This window comes from Achromobacter arsenitoxydans SY8, from assembly GCF_000236785.1.
GTDB lineage: Bacteria > Pseudomonadota > Gammaproteobacteria > Burkholderiales > Burkholderiaceae_B > Achromobacter > Achromobacter arsenitoxydans.
The window spans coordinates 1-12,464 of the sequence record NZ_AGUF01000104.1 but is presented as its reverse complement, the minus strand read 5'-3'; the positions used below and the strand labels follow the sequence as shown (position 1 = coordinate 12,464).

Sequence of the window (12,464 nt, the reverse complement as noted above, 5' to 3'; positions counted from 1 at the left end):
TCCTGGTGCACGGGATGCGCAAATTGATCTTGCGTCTACATATTCTTGACCCACCCTGCTGCGGGGCGGACGGCGCATTGTGGACGCGCCCGGCACAAGTCTATATTCAGCCAGATAAGCACACAACCTGGACAACCCGGGAGGAGACTCATGGCACAGGCAAGCGCGGCGGCCGCCCGCCCCACGCCGGCGTCGCGCTACCTGCGCTGCGCGGGCCGCGAGCTGCACTACACGGAATGGGGCGCCGCGGATGCGCCCCCCATCGTCATGTGGCATGGCCTCGCCCGCACGGGCCGCGACTTCGACGAGCTGGCGCAGGCGCTGGCCGGCGACTACCGCGTCATCTGTCCGGACACGATCGGACGGGGGCTGTCCCAATGGAGCCCGGACCCCAAGGCAGAGTACCGGCTGGACTTCTACGCGACGCTGGCGCGCGCCCTCCTGGACGGCCTGTCGCTCGCCCGCGTGCGATGGGTGGGGACGTCCATGGGCGGCGCCACCGGTATGCATGCTGCGGCCACCACCTTGCGCGGCCGGATATCGCATCTGGTGGTCAACGACATCGGACCCGAGCTGCCGCAGCCGGCCATCGAGCGCATCCTCGCCTATGCCGGCAATCCGCCCGCGTTCGACACGGTTACCGAGCTGGAGACCTGGCTGCGCGCGGCTTACAAACCCTACGGCTGGCAAAGCGACGAGCAGTGGCGCAGGATGGCCGAGACCTCCGTGCGCCGGCTGCCTGATGGCCGCGTGACCACGCACTACGACCCTGCCATCGTGGGGCAGTTCAGCCACCACCCCGACGACTACGACCGCTGGAGCGGCTACGACTCGCTGCGCATGCCGCTGCTGCTGCTGCGCGGCGCCGATTCCGACCTGCTGCTGCCCGAGGTGGCCTGCGCCATGACGGAGCGCGGCCCCCGCGCTGAACGCATCGACTTTCCCGACTGCGGCCACGCCCCCGCCTTGAACGTGCCGGGCCAGATCGAACCCATTCGCCAATTCCTCGCCAGGCCGGACGACTCGGCCGCGCGCGCCGACTGACAACAGGAGATTTCCATGAAACGCATTCTGCTCGCCGCGCTGGCCGGCCTGTGCTTGAGTTCCGGGGCTGCCGCGAAAGACCTCGTCGTGGCGCATGTCTACGACAAGACGGGGCCTCTCGAGGCCTACGCCAAACAGACCCAGAACGGGCTGATGCTGGGCCTGGAATACGCCACCCAGGGCACCATGACGGTCGCCGGACGCAAGATTCGCGTCATCGAAAAGGACAACCAGGGCAAGCCCGACGTCGCGCGCGCGCAGCTGGCTTCGGCCTATGCCGACGACAACGCGGACATCGCGGTGGGCCCCACGTCTTCGGGCGTGGCGCTGGCCATGCTGCCCATCGCGGAGGAATATGAAAAGATCCTGCTGGTGGAGCCCGCGGTCGCGGATTCGATCACTGGCGAAAAGTGGAACAAGTACATCTTCCGCACCGGCCGCAACTCTTCGCAGGATGCGATCGCCAACGCCGTGGCCTTCGACCAGGCCGGCACGTCGATCGCCATGCTTGCGCAGGACTATGCATTCGGCCGCGATGGCGTCAAGGCGTTCAAGGGCGCTCTGAAGAACGCCAAGATCGTGCACGAGGAATACCTGCCCGCCAACGCCACCGACTTCACGGCCGGCGCGCAGCGCCTGTTCGACGCGCTGAAAGACAAGCCGGGCCGCAAGATCATCTTCATCCTCTGGGCGGGCGCGGGTAATCCGTTCAAGATCGCCGACCTGGATCCCAAGCGCTACGGCATCGAGATCGCCACGGGCGGCAACACGCTGACCGCGATGACGCCGCTGAAATCGCTGGCCGGCATGGAAGGCGCCACCTATTACTACTACGGAATACCCAAGAATCCGGTGAATGAATGGCTGGTTGCGGAACACCAGAAACGCTTCGGCCAGCCGCCCGACTTCTTCACCGCCGGGGGCATGGCGTCAGGCATCGCCATCGTGGCGGCCTTGAACAAGACCGCTGGCGACTCCGACACCGACAAGCTTATCAAGGCCATGGAAGGCATGAGCTTTGACACCCCCAAGGGCAAGATGACGTTCCGCCCCGAGGATCATCAGGCGATGCAGTCCATGTACCACTTCCGGATCAAGAACGATCCCTCCGTGCCATGGGCGGTACAGGACCTGGTCAAGGAGATCACGCCCGACCAGATGACCGTTCCGATCCAGAACAAGCGTTGATCCGGCGTCGTCCATGCTGGAAACACAATCGCTCACGATCCGGTTCGGCGGGCACGTGGCCGTCAACGACGTCAGTTGCGCGTATGCGCCCGGCAGCCTGACCGCCATCGTCGGCCCGAACGGCGCCGGCAAGACCACGTACTTCAATCTCATCTCCGGCCAGCTGCGCGCCAGCGCCGGCACGGTGCGCCTGAACGGACGGGACCTGACCTCGCTAGGGGCGCCTGCCCGCATGCATGCCGGGTTGGGACGCGCGTTTCAGCTCACGCAACTGTTTCCGCGCCTGAGCGTGCACGAAAACCTGCGGCTTGCCCTGCAGTCGCGCCAACAGGGCATGAGCTGGCGCCAGATCCGCTTCTGGCGCACCTGGAATGACGACCGCCGCCTCATGGAGCGCGCCGACGCCCTGCTCGAACGCACCCGGCTGACGGCCCGCCGCGATCAGGCCGCGGCAGACCTGCCTCATGGCGACCAGCGCAAGCTGGAAATCGCCATGCTTATCGGCCTGGAGCCGCAGGTGTTCATGTTTGACGAGCCCACTGCCGGCATGAGCGTGGACGACGTCCCTGTCGTGCTGGACCTGATTCGCGAACTGAAGACCGATTCCTCTAAGACCATACTGCTCGTGGAGCACAAGATGGATGTGGTGCGCGAGCTTGCCGACCGCATCGTCGTGCTGCACAACGGCCAGCTGATGGCGGACGGCGACCCCGCCACTGTCATCGCCTCGCCGATCGTCCAGCAGGCCTATCTGGGTGTCAGCCCATCGGAGCCGGCCCCATGACGTCGACGCCCCTTGTTGAAATGAAGGACGTGCATACGCACATCGGCGCGTATCACATCCTGCACGGCGTGAACCTCCGCGTGCCGCCTTCTGCCGTCACCATGCTGCTTGGACGAAACGGCGCCGGCAAGACCACCACGCTGCGCACGATCATGGGACTATGGCGCGCCTCGCAAGGGCAGGTCAGCTTCGATGGCGCACAGATCGGCGGGCCCGGCGCGCGCACATCGCCGCCGGACATGGCGCGCATGGGCATGGCTTACGTACCCGAGAACATGGGCATCTTCGGCGACTTGTCCGTGAAAGAGAACATCCTGCTGGCAGCGCGTGGCGCCAGGAATGCCGGCCAGCTGGACACGGCAAGATTGGAGTGGATTTTCGGCTTCTTCCCTGCGCTCAGGAAATTCTGGCTTCATCCCGCGGGCAAGCTGTCGGGCGGTCAGAAGCAGATGCTGGCCATGGCGCGCGCGATCATCGAGCCGCGCCGCCTGCTGCTGGTGGACGAACCCAGCAAGGGCCTCGCGCCCGCCATCATCCAGAACATGATCGACGCTTTCATCGAACTCAAGCAAGCGTCTACCACCATCTTGCTGGTTGAACAGAACTTCAACTTCGCCCGCCGCGTCGGCGACTATGCCGCGGTCATGGACAACGGCAAGGTCGTGCACGCCGGCGCCATGGAAGAGCTGGCTGCGGACGACGCGCTGCAGACACGCCTGCTGGGCCTGTCACTGGGAAGCCACCAATGAATACGCTAGACATCGAAGCCCCGCTGCCGCGGGCGCGCGCGGATCTTTTGCCCGCCCTCCTGGTCGTGGCGCTGGCGGCCATTGCGCTGCCTCTGGTCGGCTCGTTCTCCACCTGGGTGACGTTGACCTTCGCGGGCCTGGCCATGGGCATGATCATTTTCATCGTGGCGTCAGGCATGACGCTGGTATTTGGTCTGATGGACGTGCTGAATTTCGGGCACGGGCTGTTTATCGCGATCGGCGCCTATATGGCGGCAACCGTCCTGGGATCCATGGCGGACTGGACGCAATCCGGCAGCCTTTGGACCAATCTGCTCGCAGTACTGCCCGCCATGATCGTCGGCATGCTGGTGGCGGGCGCGGTGGGCCTTGCGTTCGAACGCGTCATTGTGCGCCCGGTCTATGGCCAGCATCTCAAGCAGATTCTCATCACCATGGGCGGCATGATCATCGGCGAAGAGATCATCAAGATGATGTGGGGGCCGCAGACGATCACGCTGCCGTTGCCGGAGTCGCTGCGCGGCGCATTCCTGCTGGGCGATGCCGCCATCGAGAAGTACCGTGTCGTCGCGCTGCTGGTCGGATTGGCCGTACTTGGCGGCATGCTGTGGGTGCTCAATCGCAGCAAGCTCGGCCTCCTGATTCGCGCCGGCGTCGAAGACCGCGAGATGGTCGAAAGCCTGGGCTACCGGATCCGCCACCTGTTCGTCGGCGTGTTCGTCGCTGGGTCGATGCTGGCAGGGCTGGGCGGCGTGTTGTGGGGGATGTATCAGCAGTCGATCGTTCCCCAGCTTGGCGCGCAGGTGAATGTGCTGATCTTCATTGTCATCATGATCGGCGGCCTGGGCTCCACCGTGGGTTGTCTCATCGGCGCGCTGCTGGTCGGGCTGATGGCGAACTACACCGGCTTTCTGATGCCCAAGGCCGCCCTGTTCTCGAACATTGCGCTGATGGTCGCCATCCTGCTGTGGCGGCCGCAAGGCGTGTATCCCGTCACGAACCGCTAGGAGCCGCCGACATGTCGTTTCGCCTGCTTTCCGGCGACCCTCCACGCAGCGCGATCCTGGCGCTGCTGCTCATGGCGATTGTGGCCGCGTTGGCCGCTGCGCCGTTCCTGTTCCCGGGCCCGAAGGCGCTTGCCGTGGCGGCGAAGATCCTTGTCTTCATCATTCTGGTCGCCAGCTATGACCTGCTGTTGGGGTACACCGGCATCGTGAGCTTCGCGCACACCATGTTCTTCGGGATAGGCGCGTATGGCGTGGCGATCGCCAGCATACGCATGGAGCCGGGGTGGACCGCGGTGTTTACGGGTGTTGCGGGGGGAATGGCGGTTTCGCTGGCCTTTGCCTTGCTGATCGGCCTTGCCAGCCTTCGCGTGCGCGCCATCTTCTACGCCATGATCACCTTGGCCGTGGCTGCCGCATTCCAGACACTGGTGTCGCAACTGTCGGACCTGACGGGCGGAGAAGACGGCCTGAACTTCAAGGTGCCGCAAATGCTGCGGCCCGCGTTTCGCCCCTTTTCGGAGCCCTTGTTCGGTGTCGCCGTGGATGGGCGGATCATCACTTACTACCTGATTGCGGCGGTCTGCCTGGTGCTCTTCCTGATGCTGTTGCGCATCGTGAATTCCCCGTTCGGCCGCGTGCTGCAGGCGATCCGCGAAAACCCGTTCCGCGCCGAAGCCATCGGCTATCGGACCGTGCTGTACCGCAGCCTGTCGAATCTGCTGGCGGCCGCTTTCGCAACGCTGGCGGGAGCGATGTACGCGCTATGGCTGCGCTACAACGGCCCGGACACAACCCTGTCATTCGAGATCATGCTCAACATCCTGCTGATGGTCGTGATCGGCGGGATGGGGACCATGTACGGAGCGGTCGTCGGCGCCACCCTGTTCGTGTTCGCTCAGAGCTACCTGCAGGACGGGCTGCACGCGGTGCACGAGGTCGTGTCGGGCATCCCGCCATTAGCCTTGCTGTTCGAACCAGACCGCTGGCTGTTGTGGCTGGGCATTCTGTTCGTGCTGTCGGTGTATTACTTTCCTACGGGTATCGCGGGACGGCTGCGGGAACTCGCGCGGCGCCCCACGGGCCATACCGCGCTTCCGAAATCCCGTGGCCTGCGCTAGCGCCCGCCCTGGCTCAGCACATCCGCATCGCGCCGCAGCGCGTTGACACGGCGCTGCATCTCGTCGACGCTCTGACGCGAATTGCCACCCGCCCGATCCAGTTGGGAGCCCGAAGGCGTGGGCGCCAACCTGGGCATATTCATCGGACCGCCGGAGGTCAGCGGAATCATGGCGGGGGGATGCGGATCGGCTCCCTGCGGCGTCGCATTCAGCACTCGCTCCAGCACCCGTAGCTGATCGCGTTGCGCCTGCAGCGCACGCTCCTGGTCCAACAACGCCTGTTCATCCGGATCGTCGGTGCCGAAGATCGCCGCGTGATCACGCGACAGTCCATCCAACTTGACGCGCGGGTCCGGCCCGGCGTTGAGCACCGCATGGCCGATCGCCGTCGGATCCGACGCCGGCGTCGGCGCGGCGTGGTTCGGCGTCGCTACGCCGGAATCCGTTTGCGCCGTCGCGGCAATGCTGGTGCCGGACACGGCGGGGACTGGCGTCGACCGCCCCTGGCTCTGGGCGAACGCAGCGGCGCTTGCCATGGCAAGCGCGCCGGCCGCCAGCCAGGCTGATCGACGGGATTTCATGTAACGCTGCATGCTTCCTCTGCTTCGCCGCAGCCAAGCGGCGAAAAAAAACGGCAAGGGGATTAGCCCTTGCCGTTTTATATCAGAACGGCGAACCGTTCAGATGTCCTGCTTTTACTTAGATGATACGTGCGGCTTCAACCAGACGCACCACGCGCCACGACTTCGAGCGCGAGATGGGACGGCCTTCAGCGATTTCAACCGTATCGCCTTCGTTGTACTGGTTCGATTCATCGTGCGCCTTGTACTTCGCGGAGCGCATGATGATCTTGCCGAAGATGGGGTGCTTGACGCGGCGTTCAACCAGAACCACGACAGTCTTGTCCATCTTGTTGCTGACGACCTTGCCAACCAGCGTGCGCTGGCGCTTGGCCACTTGGGTGTTTTGAGTTTCGCTCATCTTTATTTCCCTGCCTTCTCGGTCAGCAAGGTGCGGACGCGAGCGATGTCGCGACGCACGTTGCGCAGCTGGCTGGTGTTGGCCAGTTGCTGCGTGGCCTTCTGCATGCGCAGACCGAATTGTGCCTTCAGCAGGCTTTCGAGCTCTTTGCCGAGCTCGGCGGCGTCTTTCGAACGGAGTTCGCTAGCTTTCATGTTAGTACTCCTTAAGCACCGATATGACGCGCGACGAACGTGGTCGAAATCGGCAGCTTGGCAGCGGCCAGGCGGAAAGCTTCACGCGCGAGCTCTTCGCTAACCCCTTCCATTTCGTAGAGCACCTTGCCGGGCTGAATTTCAGCAACCCAGTACTCCGGGTTGCCCTTACCGTTACCCATACGGACTTCGGCAGGCTTCTGCGAGATGGGCTTATCCGGGAAAATGCGGATCCAGATACGGCCGCCACGCTTGATGTGACGATTGATGGCGCGACGAGCAGCTTCGATCTGACGAGCGGTCAGACGGCCACGGCCCGTGGCCTTCAGGCCGAACTCGCCGAACGACACGTGGGTGCCACGGGTCGCCAGACCGGTGTTGCGGCCCTTCTGCTCTTTGCGATACTTTCTGCGAGAGGGTTGCAGCATGGTTATTCTCCTTCAGGCGCCGGAGCAGCATCCGCCTTGCGGGGAGCGCGGCCACGACCACCCGGACGACCGGTGCGAGCACCGTCCGGACGATCACCACGCGGAGCGCGGCGCGGACGACGTTCTTCTTCACGCGGGGCTGCGGTTTCCGGCGGCAATTCGCCGTTGGCCAGCATGTCGCCCTTGTAGACCCAGACCTTGATGCCGATCACGCCGTACGTGGTGTGGGCTTCGGAGGTGCCGTAGTCGATATTGGCCTTGAGGGTGTGCAGCGGCACACGGCCTTCGCGATACCACTCAGTGCGGGCAATTTCGATACCGTTCAGACGGCCCGAGCTCATGATCTTGATGCCTTGGGCACCCAGACGCATGGCGTTCTGCATCGCGCGCTTCATGGCGCGGCGGAACATGATGCGCTTCTCGAGCTGTTGCGAGATCGAGTCGGCGATCAGTTGAGCATCGGTTTCCGGCTTGCGGATTTCTTCGATGTTGACGTGCACGGGCACGCCCATCAGGCGCTGCAGATCAGCCTTCAGGCTTTCGATGTCTTCGCCGCGCTTGCCGATCACCACGCCCGGACGAGCCGAGTAGACGGTGATGCGGGCATTCTTGGCGGGACGCTCGATGATCACGCGACCGACGGAGGCGCTCTTGAGCTTCTTCTTCAGGTACTCGCGAACGCGAATGTCTTCGGCCAGCATCGAGCCGAAGGCCTTGTCGTCGGCGAACCAACGCGAGGACCAATTACGGGTGACCGCGAGACGGAACCCAGTGGGGTGAATTTTCTGACCCATCGTGACTCCTTAAGCTCCGACCTTGACCGTGATGTGGCAGGTCTGCTTCTCGATACGGTTGCCGCGGCCCTTGGCGCGAGCGGAGAAGCGCTTCATCGACTGAGCCTTGTCCACGAAAATCGTGGTGACCTTCAGTTCGTCGATATCGGCGCCGTCGTTGTGCTCGGCGTTGGCGATGGCGGACTCGACAGCCTTCTTCAGGATGACGGCAGCCTTCTTCGGCGAGAAGGTGAGGATTTCCAGCGCACGGCCGACCTTCTGACCGCGGATCATGTCCGCAACCAGACGGGTCTTTTGTGCGGAGATGTGAACCCCACGGATAATGGCAGTAGTTTCCATCGCTTACCTCTTCGCCTTCTTGTCCGCGGCGTGACCCTTGAACGTACGGGTCAGCGCGAACTCGCCCAGCTTGTGACCGACCATGTTCTCGTTGATGTACACGGGAACATGCTGCTTGCCGTTGTGCACAGCGATCGTCAGACCGATGAACTCGGGCAGGATCGTGGAACGACGCGACCAGGTCTTGATCGGCTTCTTGTCTTTGCCCGCGACGGCCGTGTCCACCTTTTTGATCAGGTGAGCATCGACAAACGGGCCTTTCTTGATCGAACGTGACATAGTGTTCGCCTCTTACTTGCGCTTGCGCCGTTGGACGATCATATTGTTCGTCCGCTTGTTGCGACGGGTCTTGAAACCCTTCGCCGGAGTGCCCCACGGGCTGACCGGCTCGCGTGCTTCACCGGTACGGCCTTCGCCGCCACCGTGCGGGTGATCCACCGGGTTCATGGCGACGCCACGAACCGTCGGGCGGACACCGCGCCAACGCATTGCACCGGCCTTGCCGATTTGGCGCAGGCTGTGTTCTTCGTTACCGACTTCACCGATGGTGGCACGGCATTCGATGTGCACACGGCGGACTTCACCCGAGCGCAGACGCACTTGAGCGTAGATGCCTTCGCGAGCCAGCAGGACGGCGGAAGCGCCGGCCGAGCGGACCATCTGGGCACCCTTGCCAGGCAGCATTTCGACGCAGTGAATCGTCGTACCCACCGGGATGTTGCGGATCGGCAGCGTGTTGCCAGCGCGGATCGGAGCTTCGGTGCCCGACAGCACGGTCGAACCCACTTCCAGGCCACGGGGAGCGATGATGTAACGACGTTCGCCGTCGGCGTAGCACAGCAGAGCGATGTGCGCCGTACGGTTGGGGTCATATTCCAGACGCTCGACCTTTGCCGGGATGCCGTCCTTGTCGCGACGGAAGTCGACGACACGGTAGTGCTGCTTGTGACCACCGCCACGGTGACGGATGGTGATGTGACCGTTGTTGTTACGGCCAGAACCACGGGTCTTCTTTTCGAGCAGCGGCGCGTAGGGCTCACCCTTGTGCAGGTTCGGGCTGACAACCTTCACCATGCCACGGCGGCCAGCCGAAGTCGGCTTAACTTTTACGAGGGCCATTTACTTCACCTCCGCAAAGTCGATTTCCTGGCCGTCCTTGAGCGACACGTAAGCCTTGCGCTCATTACGGCGACGGCCAACGAATCGGCCAAAGCGCTTGACTTTGCCCTTACGGTTGAGGACCTGCACGGACTCGACCTGCACCTTGAAGAGCAGTTCGACGGCAGCCTTGATTTCCGGCTTGGTAGCGTCAGCCACGACACGGAAAGCGACTTGCTGATTCTTCTCAGCGACGAACGTGGCCTTTTCGGTCACGATCGGAGCCAGAATGACTTGCATCAAGCGTTCAGCGTTCATCCCAGCATCTCCTCGAGTTGAGCGATGGCCGGCTTGGTGATCAGCACTTTCTTGTAGTGGACCAGCGACAACGGATCGGCATAACGGGGCTCGACAACAGCAACGTGCGGCAGGTTGCGGGTGGCGAGGTAAACATTTTCATCAACGCTGTCGGTGATGATCAGGACCGAGTCCAGGCCCAGGCTCTTCAGCTTTGCAGCGGCAGCCTTGGTCTTGGGCGATTCCAGATCAAACGATTCGACGACGGCGATGCGGTCTTCGCGAGCCAGCTGCGACAGGATCGAGCGGATCCCGGCGCGGTACATCTTCTTGTTGACCTTCTGGCTGAAGTTCTCTTCGGGCGAGTTCGGGAAAGTCCGACCACCGCCACGCCACAGCGGCGACGAAGTCATACCGGCGCGTGCGCGGCCGGTACCCTTTTGGCGCCAGGGCTTCTTGGTGGAGTGCTTGACTTCCGTACGGTCCTTCTGAGCGCGGTTACCCGAGCGGGCGTTGGCTTGGAAAGCCACCACGATCTGGTGAATCAGCGCTTCGTTGAAGTCACGGCCGAAGATGGTGTCGGGCGCGCTGAACGTAGCAGCGGCCTGACCTTGGTCGTTCAGGAGCTTGAGATCCATTTACTTACGCTCCCTTCTTGGCCGGGGCCTTGATGGCCGGGCGCACAACGATGTCGGCGCCAGCGTGGCCGGGGACAGCGCCCTTGACCAGCAGCAGGCCGCGCTCAACGTCAACGCGAACGACGTCGAGGTTTTGAACGGTGCGGGTGACGTCACCCAGGTGACCAGCCATGCGCTTACCCGGGAAAATACGACCCGGATCTTGTGCTTGACCGATCGAGCCGGGAACGCGGTGCGAACGGGAGTTACCGTGCGAAGCGCGTTGCGAGCCGAAGTTGTGACGCTTGATGGTACCGGCAAAGCCTTTACCAATGGTCGTGCCCGTCACGTCGACCTGTTGGCCGGCTTCGAACACGGATTCCACGGCGATCACGGAACCGGCCGCAAATTCAGCGGCGCGAGCGGGATCAAGGCGGAATTCTTTGAGGATGCTACCGGCTTCGGCGCCGGCCTTGGCGTAGTGGCCCGTTTGCGGCTGCGCCACACGCGAGGCACGACGAGTGCCATAAGCCACCTGGATCGCGGCGTAGCCGTCGGTTTCCAGCGACTTAACTTGGGTCACGCGGTTGTTCGACACGTCCAGCACGGTTACCGGGATGGATTCACCTTCCTCGGTAAAAATGCGGGTCATGCCGACCTTGCGACCCACCAGCCCCAGCCGGTGAGCGGCGGGCGTGGGTGTCGAATTCGACATCGTTTTCTCCATTCCCGACTGCGATTGGTCGGGGCTAATCAGGCAAAAGGTAACGGCCTTTGCCCTACGACTATGTTCAACCTGGACTGAACAAACCGTTCCAAAAGCAGACGGATTGCGTTTCGTCCATGGTCAGACTTGCCACAAAATGGCAAGCTTCGCATATTAGCACGTTTTTTCCAGCCAGTACAAGCACTTAGCCCAATTGGGCGCGTCTGGCGTGCGCATTTTTGCCACGGTCCGTGCGCCCAAAGCGAACAACGCCCTGGTACACGCGACTGCGCAAATAGTGAGCGCCCGCTAACTCAACCAGTTCAGACGTTTCGGCCAAAAAACAAAATGGCCGCAATCCCTGGGGAGTGCGGCCATCTTTTGCGAACCTGCCGGCGAAGGTAGCAGGTTCGAGGGGCATTACTGCAGTGCGATCTCGACGTCGACGCCGGCCGGCAGGTCCAGACGCATCAGGGCGTCAACGGTCTTGTCGGTGGGATCAACGATGTCCATCAGGCGCTGATGGGTACGGATTTCGAACTGGTCGCGCGAGGTCTTGTTGACGTGCGGCGAACGCAGGACGTCATAGCGACGGATACGCGTGGGCAGCGGCACCGGACCGCGGACGACGGCGCCAGTACGCTTGGCGGTGTCGACGATTTCAGCGGCCGATTGATCGATCAGCTTGTAATCGAAGGCTTTCAAGCGGATACGGATCTTCTGGTTTTTCATGGCGTTTCCTAAAGAACGAGATGCGAGGGCGGGATCACGCCCTCGCTGGTTGTGTGCTGCTTAATAGATCCGAATTACTTCAGGATCTTGGCGACGACGCCGGCGCCGACGGTACGACCGCCTTCACGGATGGCGAAACGCAGACCTTCTTCCATGGCGATCGGAGCCAGCAGCTTGACGGTCATGGCAACGTTGTCGCCCGGCAGGACCATTTCCTTGTCGGCCGGCAGTTCGATCGTGCCCGTCACGTCCGTCGTGCGGAAGTAGAACTGGGGACGATAGCCTTGGAAGAACGGGGTGTGACGGCCGCCTTCTTCCTTGGACAGGATGTAGACCTCGGACGTGAAGTCCGTGTGCGGGGTGATCGAGCCCGGCTTGGCCAGAACCT

General features: G+C 62.8%; 19 protein-coding genes. 6 read left to right on the top strand and 13 right to left on the bottom strand.

The window, feature by feature from the left end; translation table 11 throughout:
• The first annotated feature begins 150 nt into the window (after window positions 1-150).
• Genes KYC_RS28015 through KYC_RS27990 form a run of 6 tightly spaced genes read left to right on the top strand, consistent with a single transcriptional unit; the run spans window position 151 to window position 5,890 of the window.
• The gene (locus KYC_RS28015) at window positions 151-1,044 is read left to right on the top strand and encodes an alpha/beta fold hydrolase (RefSeq protein ID WP_008168960.1); all 894 of its coding nucleotides are present in this window, start codon (window positions 151-153) and stop codon (window positions 1,042-1,044) included.
• A gap of 15 nt (window positions 1,045-1,059) precedes the next feature.
• Window positions 1,060-2,232 carry a substrate-binding domain-containing protein gene (locus KYC_RS28010; RefSeq protein WP_008168959.1) on the top strand — a complete coding sequence of 391 codons (1,173 nt, stop codon included), beginning with the start codon at window positions 1,060-1,062 and terminating at the stop codon, window positions 2,230-2,232.
• Between the two features lie 13 nt (window positions 2,233-2,245).
• A complete protein-coding gene (locus tag KYC_RS28005) occupies window positions 2,246-3,016 on the top strand; it encodes an ABC transporter ATP-binding protein (protein ID WP_008168957.1) in 771 nt (256 codons plus the stop codon).
• On the top strand, window positions 3,013-3,765 hold the full coding sequence (locus KYC_RS28000) for an ABC transporter ATP-binding protein (protein WP_008168956.1): 753 nt from the start codon (window positions 3,013-3,015) through the stop codon (window positions 3,763-3,765). The genes KYC_RS28005 and KYC_RS28000 overlap by 4 nt, the downstream gene beginning before the upstream one ends.
• A complete protein-coding gene (locus KYC_RS27995; RefSeq protein WP_008168955.1) occupies window positions 3,762-4,772 on the top strand; it encodes a branched-chain amino acid ABC transporter permease in 1,011 nt (336 codons plus the stop codon). The genes KYC_RS28000 and KYC_RS27995 overlap by 4 nt, the downstream gene beginning before the upstream one ends.
• Before the next feature lie 11 nt (window positions 4,773-4,783).
• Entirely contained in the window at window positions 4,784-5,890 is a 1,107-nt protein-coding gene (locus tag KYC_RS27990) for a branched-chain amino acid ABC transporter permease (RefSeq protein ID WP_008168954.1), read from the top strand.
• Here the strand turns inward: KYC_RS27990 and KYC_RS27985 are convergent.
• The 13 genes from KYC_RS27985 to KYC_RS27925 all read right to left on the bottom strand — a co-directional run.
• On the bottom strand, window positions 5,887-6,483 hold the full coding sequence (locus KYC_RS27985; protein WP_008168953.1) for a hypothetical protein: 597 nt from the start codon (window positions 6,481-6,483) through the stop codon (window positions 5,887-5,889). The two genes, KYC_RS27990 and KYC_RS27985, sit on opposite strands and share 4 nt — an antisense overlap.
• A gap of 106 nt (window positions 6,484-6,589) precedes the next feature.
• Window positions 6,590-6,871, bottom strand: coding sequence for a 30S ribosomal protein S17 (gene rpsQ, locus KYC_RS27980; RefSeq protein WP_006216549.1), 282 nt, complete (start codon window positions 6,869-6,871; stop codon window positions 6,590-6,592).
• A gap of 2 nt (window positions 6,872-6,873) precedes the next feature.
• Window positions 6,874-7,065: a 50S ribosomal protein L29 gene (gene rpmC / locus KYC_RS27975; RefSeq protein ID WP_003806912.1), complete on the bottom strand. Its 192-nt coding sequence runs from the start codon at window positions 7,063-7,065 to the stop codon at window positions 6,874-6,876.
• Between the two features lie 11 nt (window positions 7,066-7,076).
• A complete protein-coding gene (rplP, locus tag KYC_RS27970; RefSeq protein WP_006389610.1) occupies window positions 7,077-7,493 on the bottom strand; it encodes a 50S ribosomal protein L16 in 417 nt (138 codons plus the stop codon).
• Between the two features lie 2 nt (window positions 7,494-7,495).
• Entirely contained in the window at window positions 7,496-8,287 is a 792-nt protein-coding gene (rpsC, locus tag KYC_RS27965) for a 30S ribosomal protein S3 (RefSeq protein ID WP_008168950.1), read from the bottom strand.
• A gap of 9 nt (window positions 8,288-8,296) precedes the next feature.
• On the bottom strand, window positions 8,297-8,626 hold the full coding sequence (gene rplV / locus KYC_RS27960) for a 50S ribosomal protein L22 (protein ID WP_006216554.1): 330 nt from the start codon (window positions 8,624-8,626) through the stop codon (window positions 8,297-8,299).
• Between the two features lie 3 nt (window positions 8,627-8,629).
• Entirely contained in the window at window positions 8,630-8,905 is a 276-nt protein-coding gene (gene rpsS / locus KYC_RS27955) for a 30S ribosomal protein S19 (protein WP_006216555.1), read from the bottom strand.
• A 12-nt stretch (window positions 8,906-8,917) separates the two neighbouring features.
• Window positions 8,918-9,745 (bottom strand): 50S ribosomal protein L2, encoded by an 828-nt coding sequence (gene rplB, locus KYC_RS27950; protein ID WP_008168949.1) that lies wholly within the window; start codon window positions 9,743-9,745, stop codon window positions 8,918-8,920.
• Window positions 9,746-10,042 (bottom strand): 50S ribosomal protein L23, encoded by a 297-nt coding sequence (gene rplW / locus KYC_RS27945; protein WP_006216557.1) that lies wholly within the window; start codon window positions 10,040-10,042, stop codon window positions 9,746-9,748. It lies immediately after the preceding gene.
• Window positions 10,039-10,659, bottom strand: a complete 621-nt coding sequence (gene rplD, locus KYC_RS27940; RefSeq protein ID WP_008168948.1) for a 50S ribosomal protein L4 — start codon at window positions 10,657-10,659, stop codon at window positions 10,039-10,041. Before rplD ends, rplW begins: the two co-directional genes overlap by 4 nt.
• A 4-nt stretch (window positions 10,660-10,663) precedes the next feature.
• On the bottom strand, window positions 10,664-11,353 hold the full coding sequence (gene rplC, locus KYC_RS27935; RefSeq protein ID WP_008168945.1) for a 50S ribosomal protein L3: 690 nt from the start codon (window positions 11,351-11,353) through the stop codon (window positions 10,664-10,666).
• Between the two features lie 411 nt (window positions 11,354-11,764).
• On the bottom strand, window positions 11,765-12,076 hold the full coding sequence (rpsJ, locus tag KYC_RS27930) for a 30S ribosomal protein S10 (protein ID WP_003806903.1): 312 nt from the start codon (window positions 12,074-12,076) through the stop codon (window positions 11,765-11,767).
• 74 nt (window positions 12,077-12,150) lie between these two features.
• Window positions 12,151-12,464: EF-Tu C-terminal domain-related protein (locus KYC_RS27925; protein ID WP_008157758.1), on the bottom strand; the 314-nt coding region annotated here is incomplete at its 5' end.

What these genes read in the sequence shown, in the direction of transcription:
- KYC_RS28015 (WP_008168960.1), top strand. Translation starts at nt 151, where the DNA reads ATGGCACAGGCAAGCGCGGCGGCCGCCCGCCCCACGCCGGCGTCGCGC.
- KYC_RS28010 (WP_008168959.1), top strand. Translation starts at nt 1,060, where the DNA reads ATGAAACGCATTCTGCTCGCCGCGCTGGCCGGCCTGTGCTTGAGTTCC.
- KYC_RS28005 (WP_008168957.1), top strand. Translation starts at nt 2,246, where the DNA reads ATGCTGGAAACACAATCGCTCACGATCCGGTTCGGCGGGCACGTGGCC.
- KYC_RS28000 (WP_008168956.1), top strand. Translation starts at nt 3,013, where the DNA reads ATGACGTCGACGCCCCTTGTTGAAATGAAGGACGTGCATACGCACATC.
- KYC_RS27995 (WP_008168955.1), top strand. Translation starts at nt 3,762, where the DNA reads ATGAATACGCTAGACATCGAAGCCCCGCTGCCGCGGGCGCGCGCGGAT.
- KYC_RS27990 (WP_008168954.1), top strand. Translation starts at nt 4,784, where the DNA reads ATGTCGTTTCGCCTGCTTTCCGGCGACCCTCCACGCAGCGCGATCCTG.
- KYC_RS27985 (WP_008168953.1), bottom strand. Translation starts at nt 6,483, where the DNA reads ATGCAGCGTTACATGAAATCCCGTCGATCAGCCTGGCTGGCGGCCGGC.
- rpsQ (WP_006216549.1), bottom strand. Translation starts at nt 6,871, where the DNA reads ATGAGCGAAACTCAAAACACCCAAGTGGCCAAGCGCCAGCGCACGCTG.
- rpmC (WP_003806912.1), bottom strand. Translation starts at nt 7,065, where the DNA reads ATGAAAGCTAGCGAACTCCGTTCGAAAGACGCCGCCGAGCTCGGCAAA.
- rplP (WP_006389610.1), bottom strand. Translation starts at nt 7,493, where the DNA reads ATGCTGCAACCCTCTCGCAGAAAGTATCGCAAAGAGCAGAAGGGCCGC.
- rpsC (WP_008168950.1), bottom strand. Translation starts at nt 8,287, where the DNA reads ATGGGTCAGAAAATTCACCCCACTGGGTTCCGTCTCGCGGTCACCCGT.
- rplV (WP_006216554.1), bottom strand. Translation starts at nt 8,626, where the DNA reads ATGGAAACTACTGCCATTATCCGTGGGGTTCACATCTCCGCACAAAAG.
- rpsS (WP_006216555.1), bottom strand. Translation starts at nt 8,905, where the DNA reads ATGTCACGTTCGATCAAGAAAGGCCCGTTTGTCGATGCTCACCTGATC.
- rplB (WP_008168949.1), bottom strand. Translation starts at nt 9,745, where the DNA reads ATGGCCCTCGTAAAAGTTAAGCCGACTTCGGCTGGCCGCCGTGGCATG.
- rplW (WP_006216557.1), bottom strand. Translation starts at nt 10,042, where the DNA reads ATGAACGCTGAACGCTTGATGCAAGTCATTCTGGCTCCGATCGTGACC.
- rplD (WP_008168948.1), bottom strand. Translation starts at nt 10,659, where the DNA reads ATGGATCTCAAGCTCCTGAACGACCAAGGTCAGGCCGCTGCTACGTTC.
- rplC (WP_008168945.1), bottom strand. Translation starts at nt 11,353, where the DNA reads ATGTCGAATTCGACACCCACGCCCGCCGCTCACCGGCTGGGGCTGGTG.
- rpsJ (WP_003806903.1), bottom strand. Translation starts at nt 12,076, where the DNA reads ATGAAAAACCAGAAGATCCGTATCCGCTTGAAAGCCTTCGATTACAAG.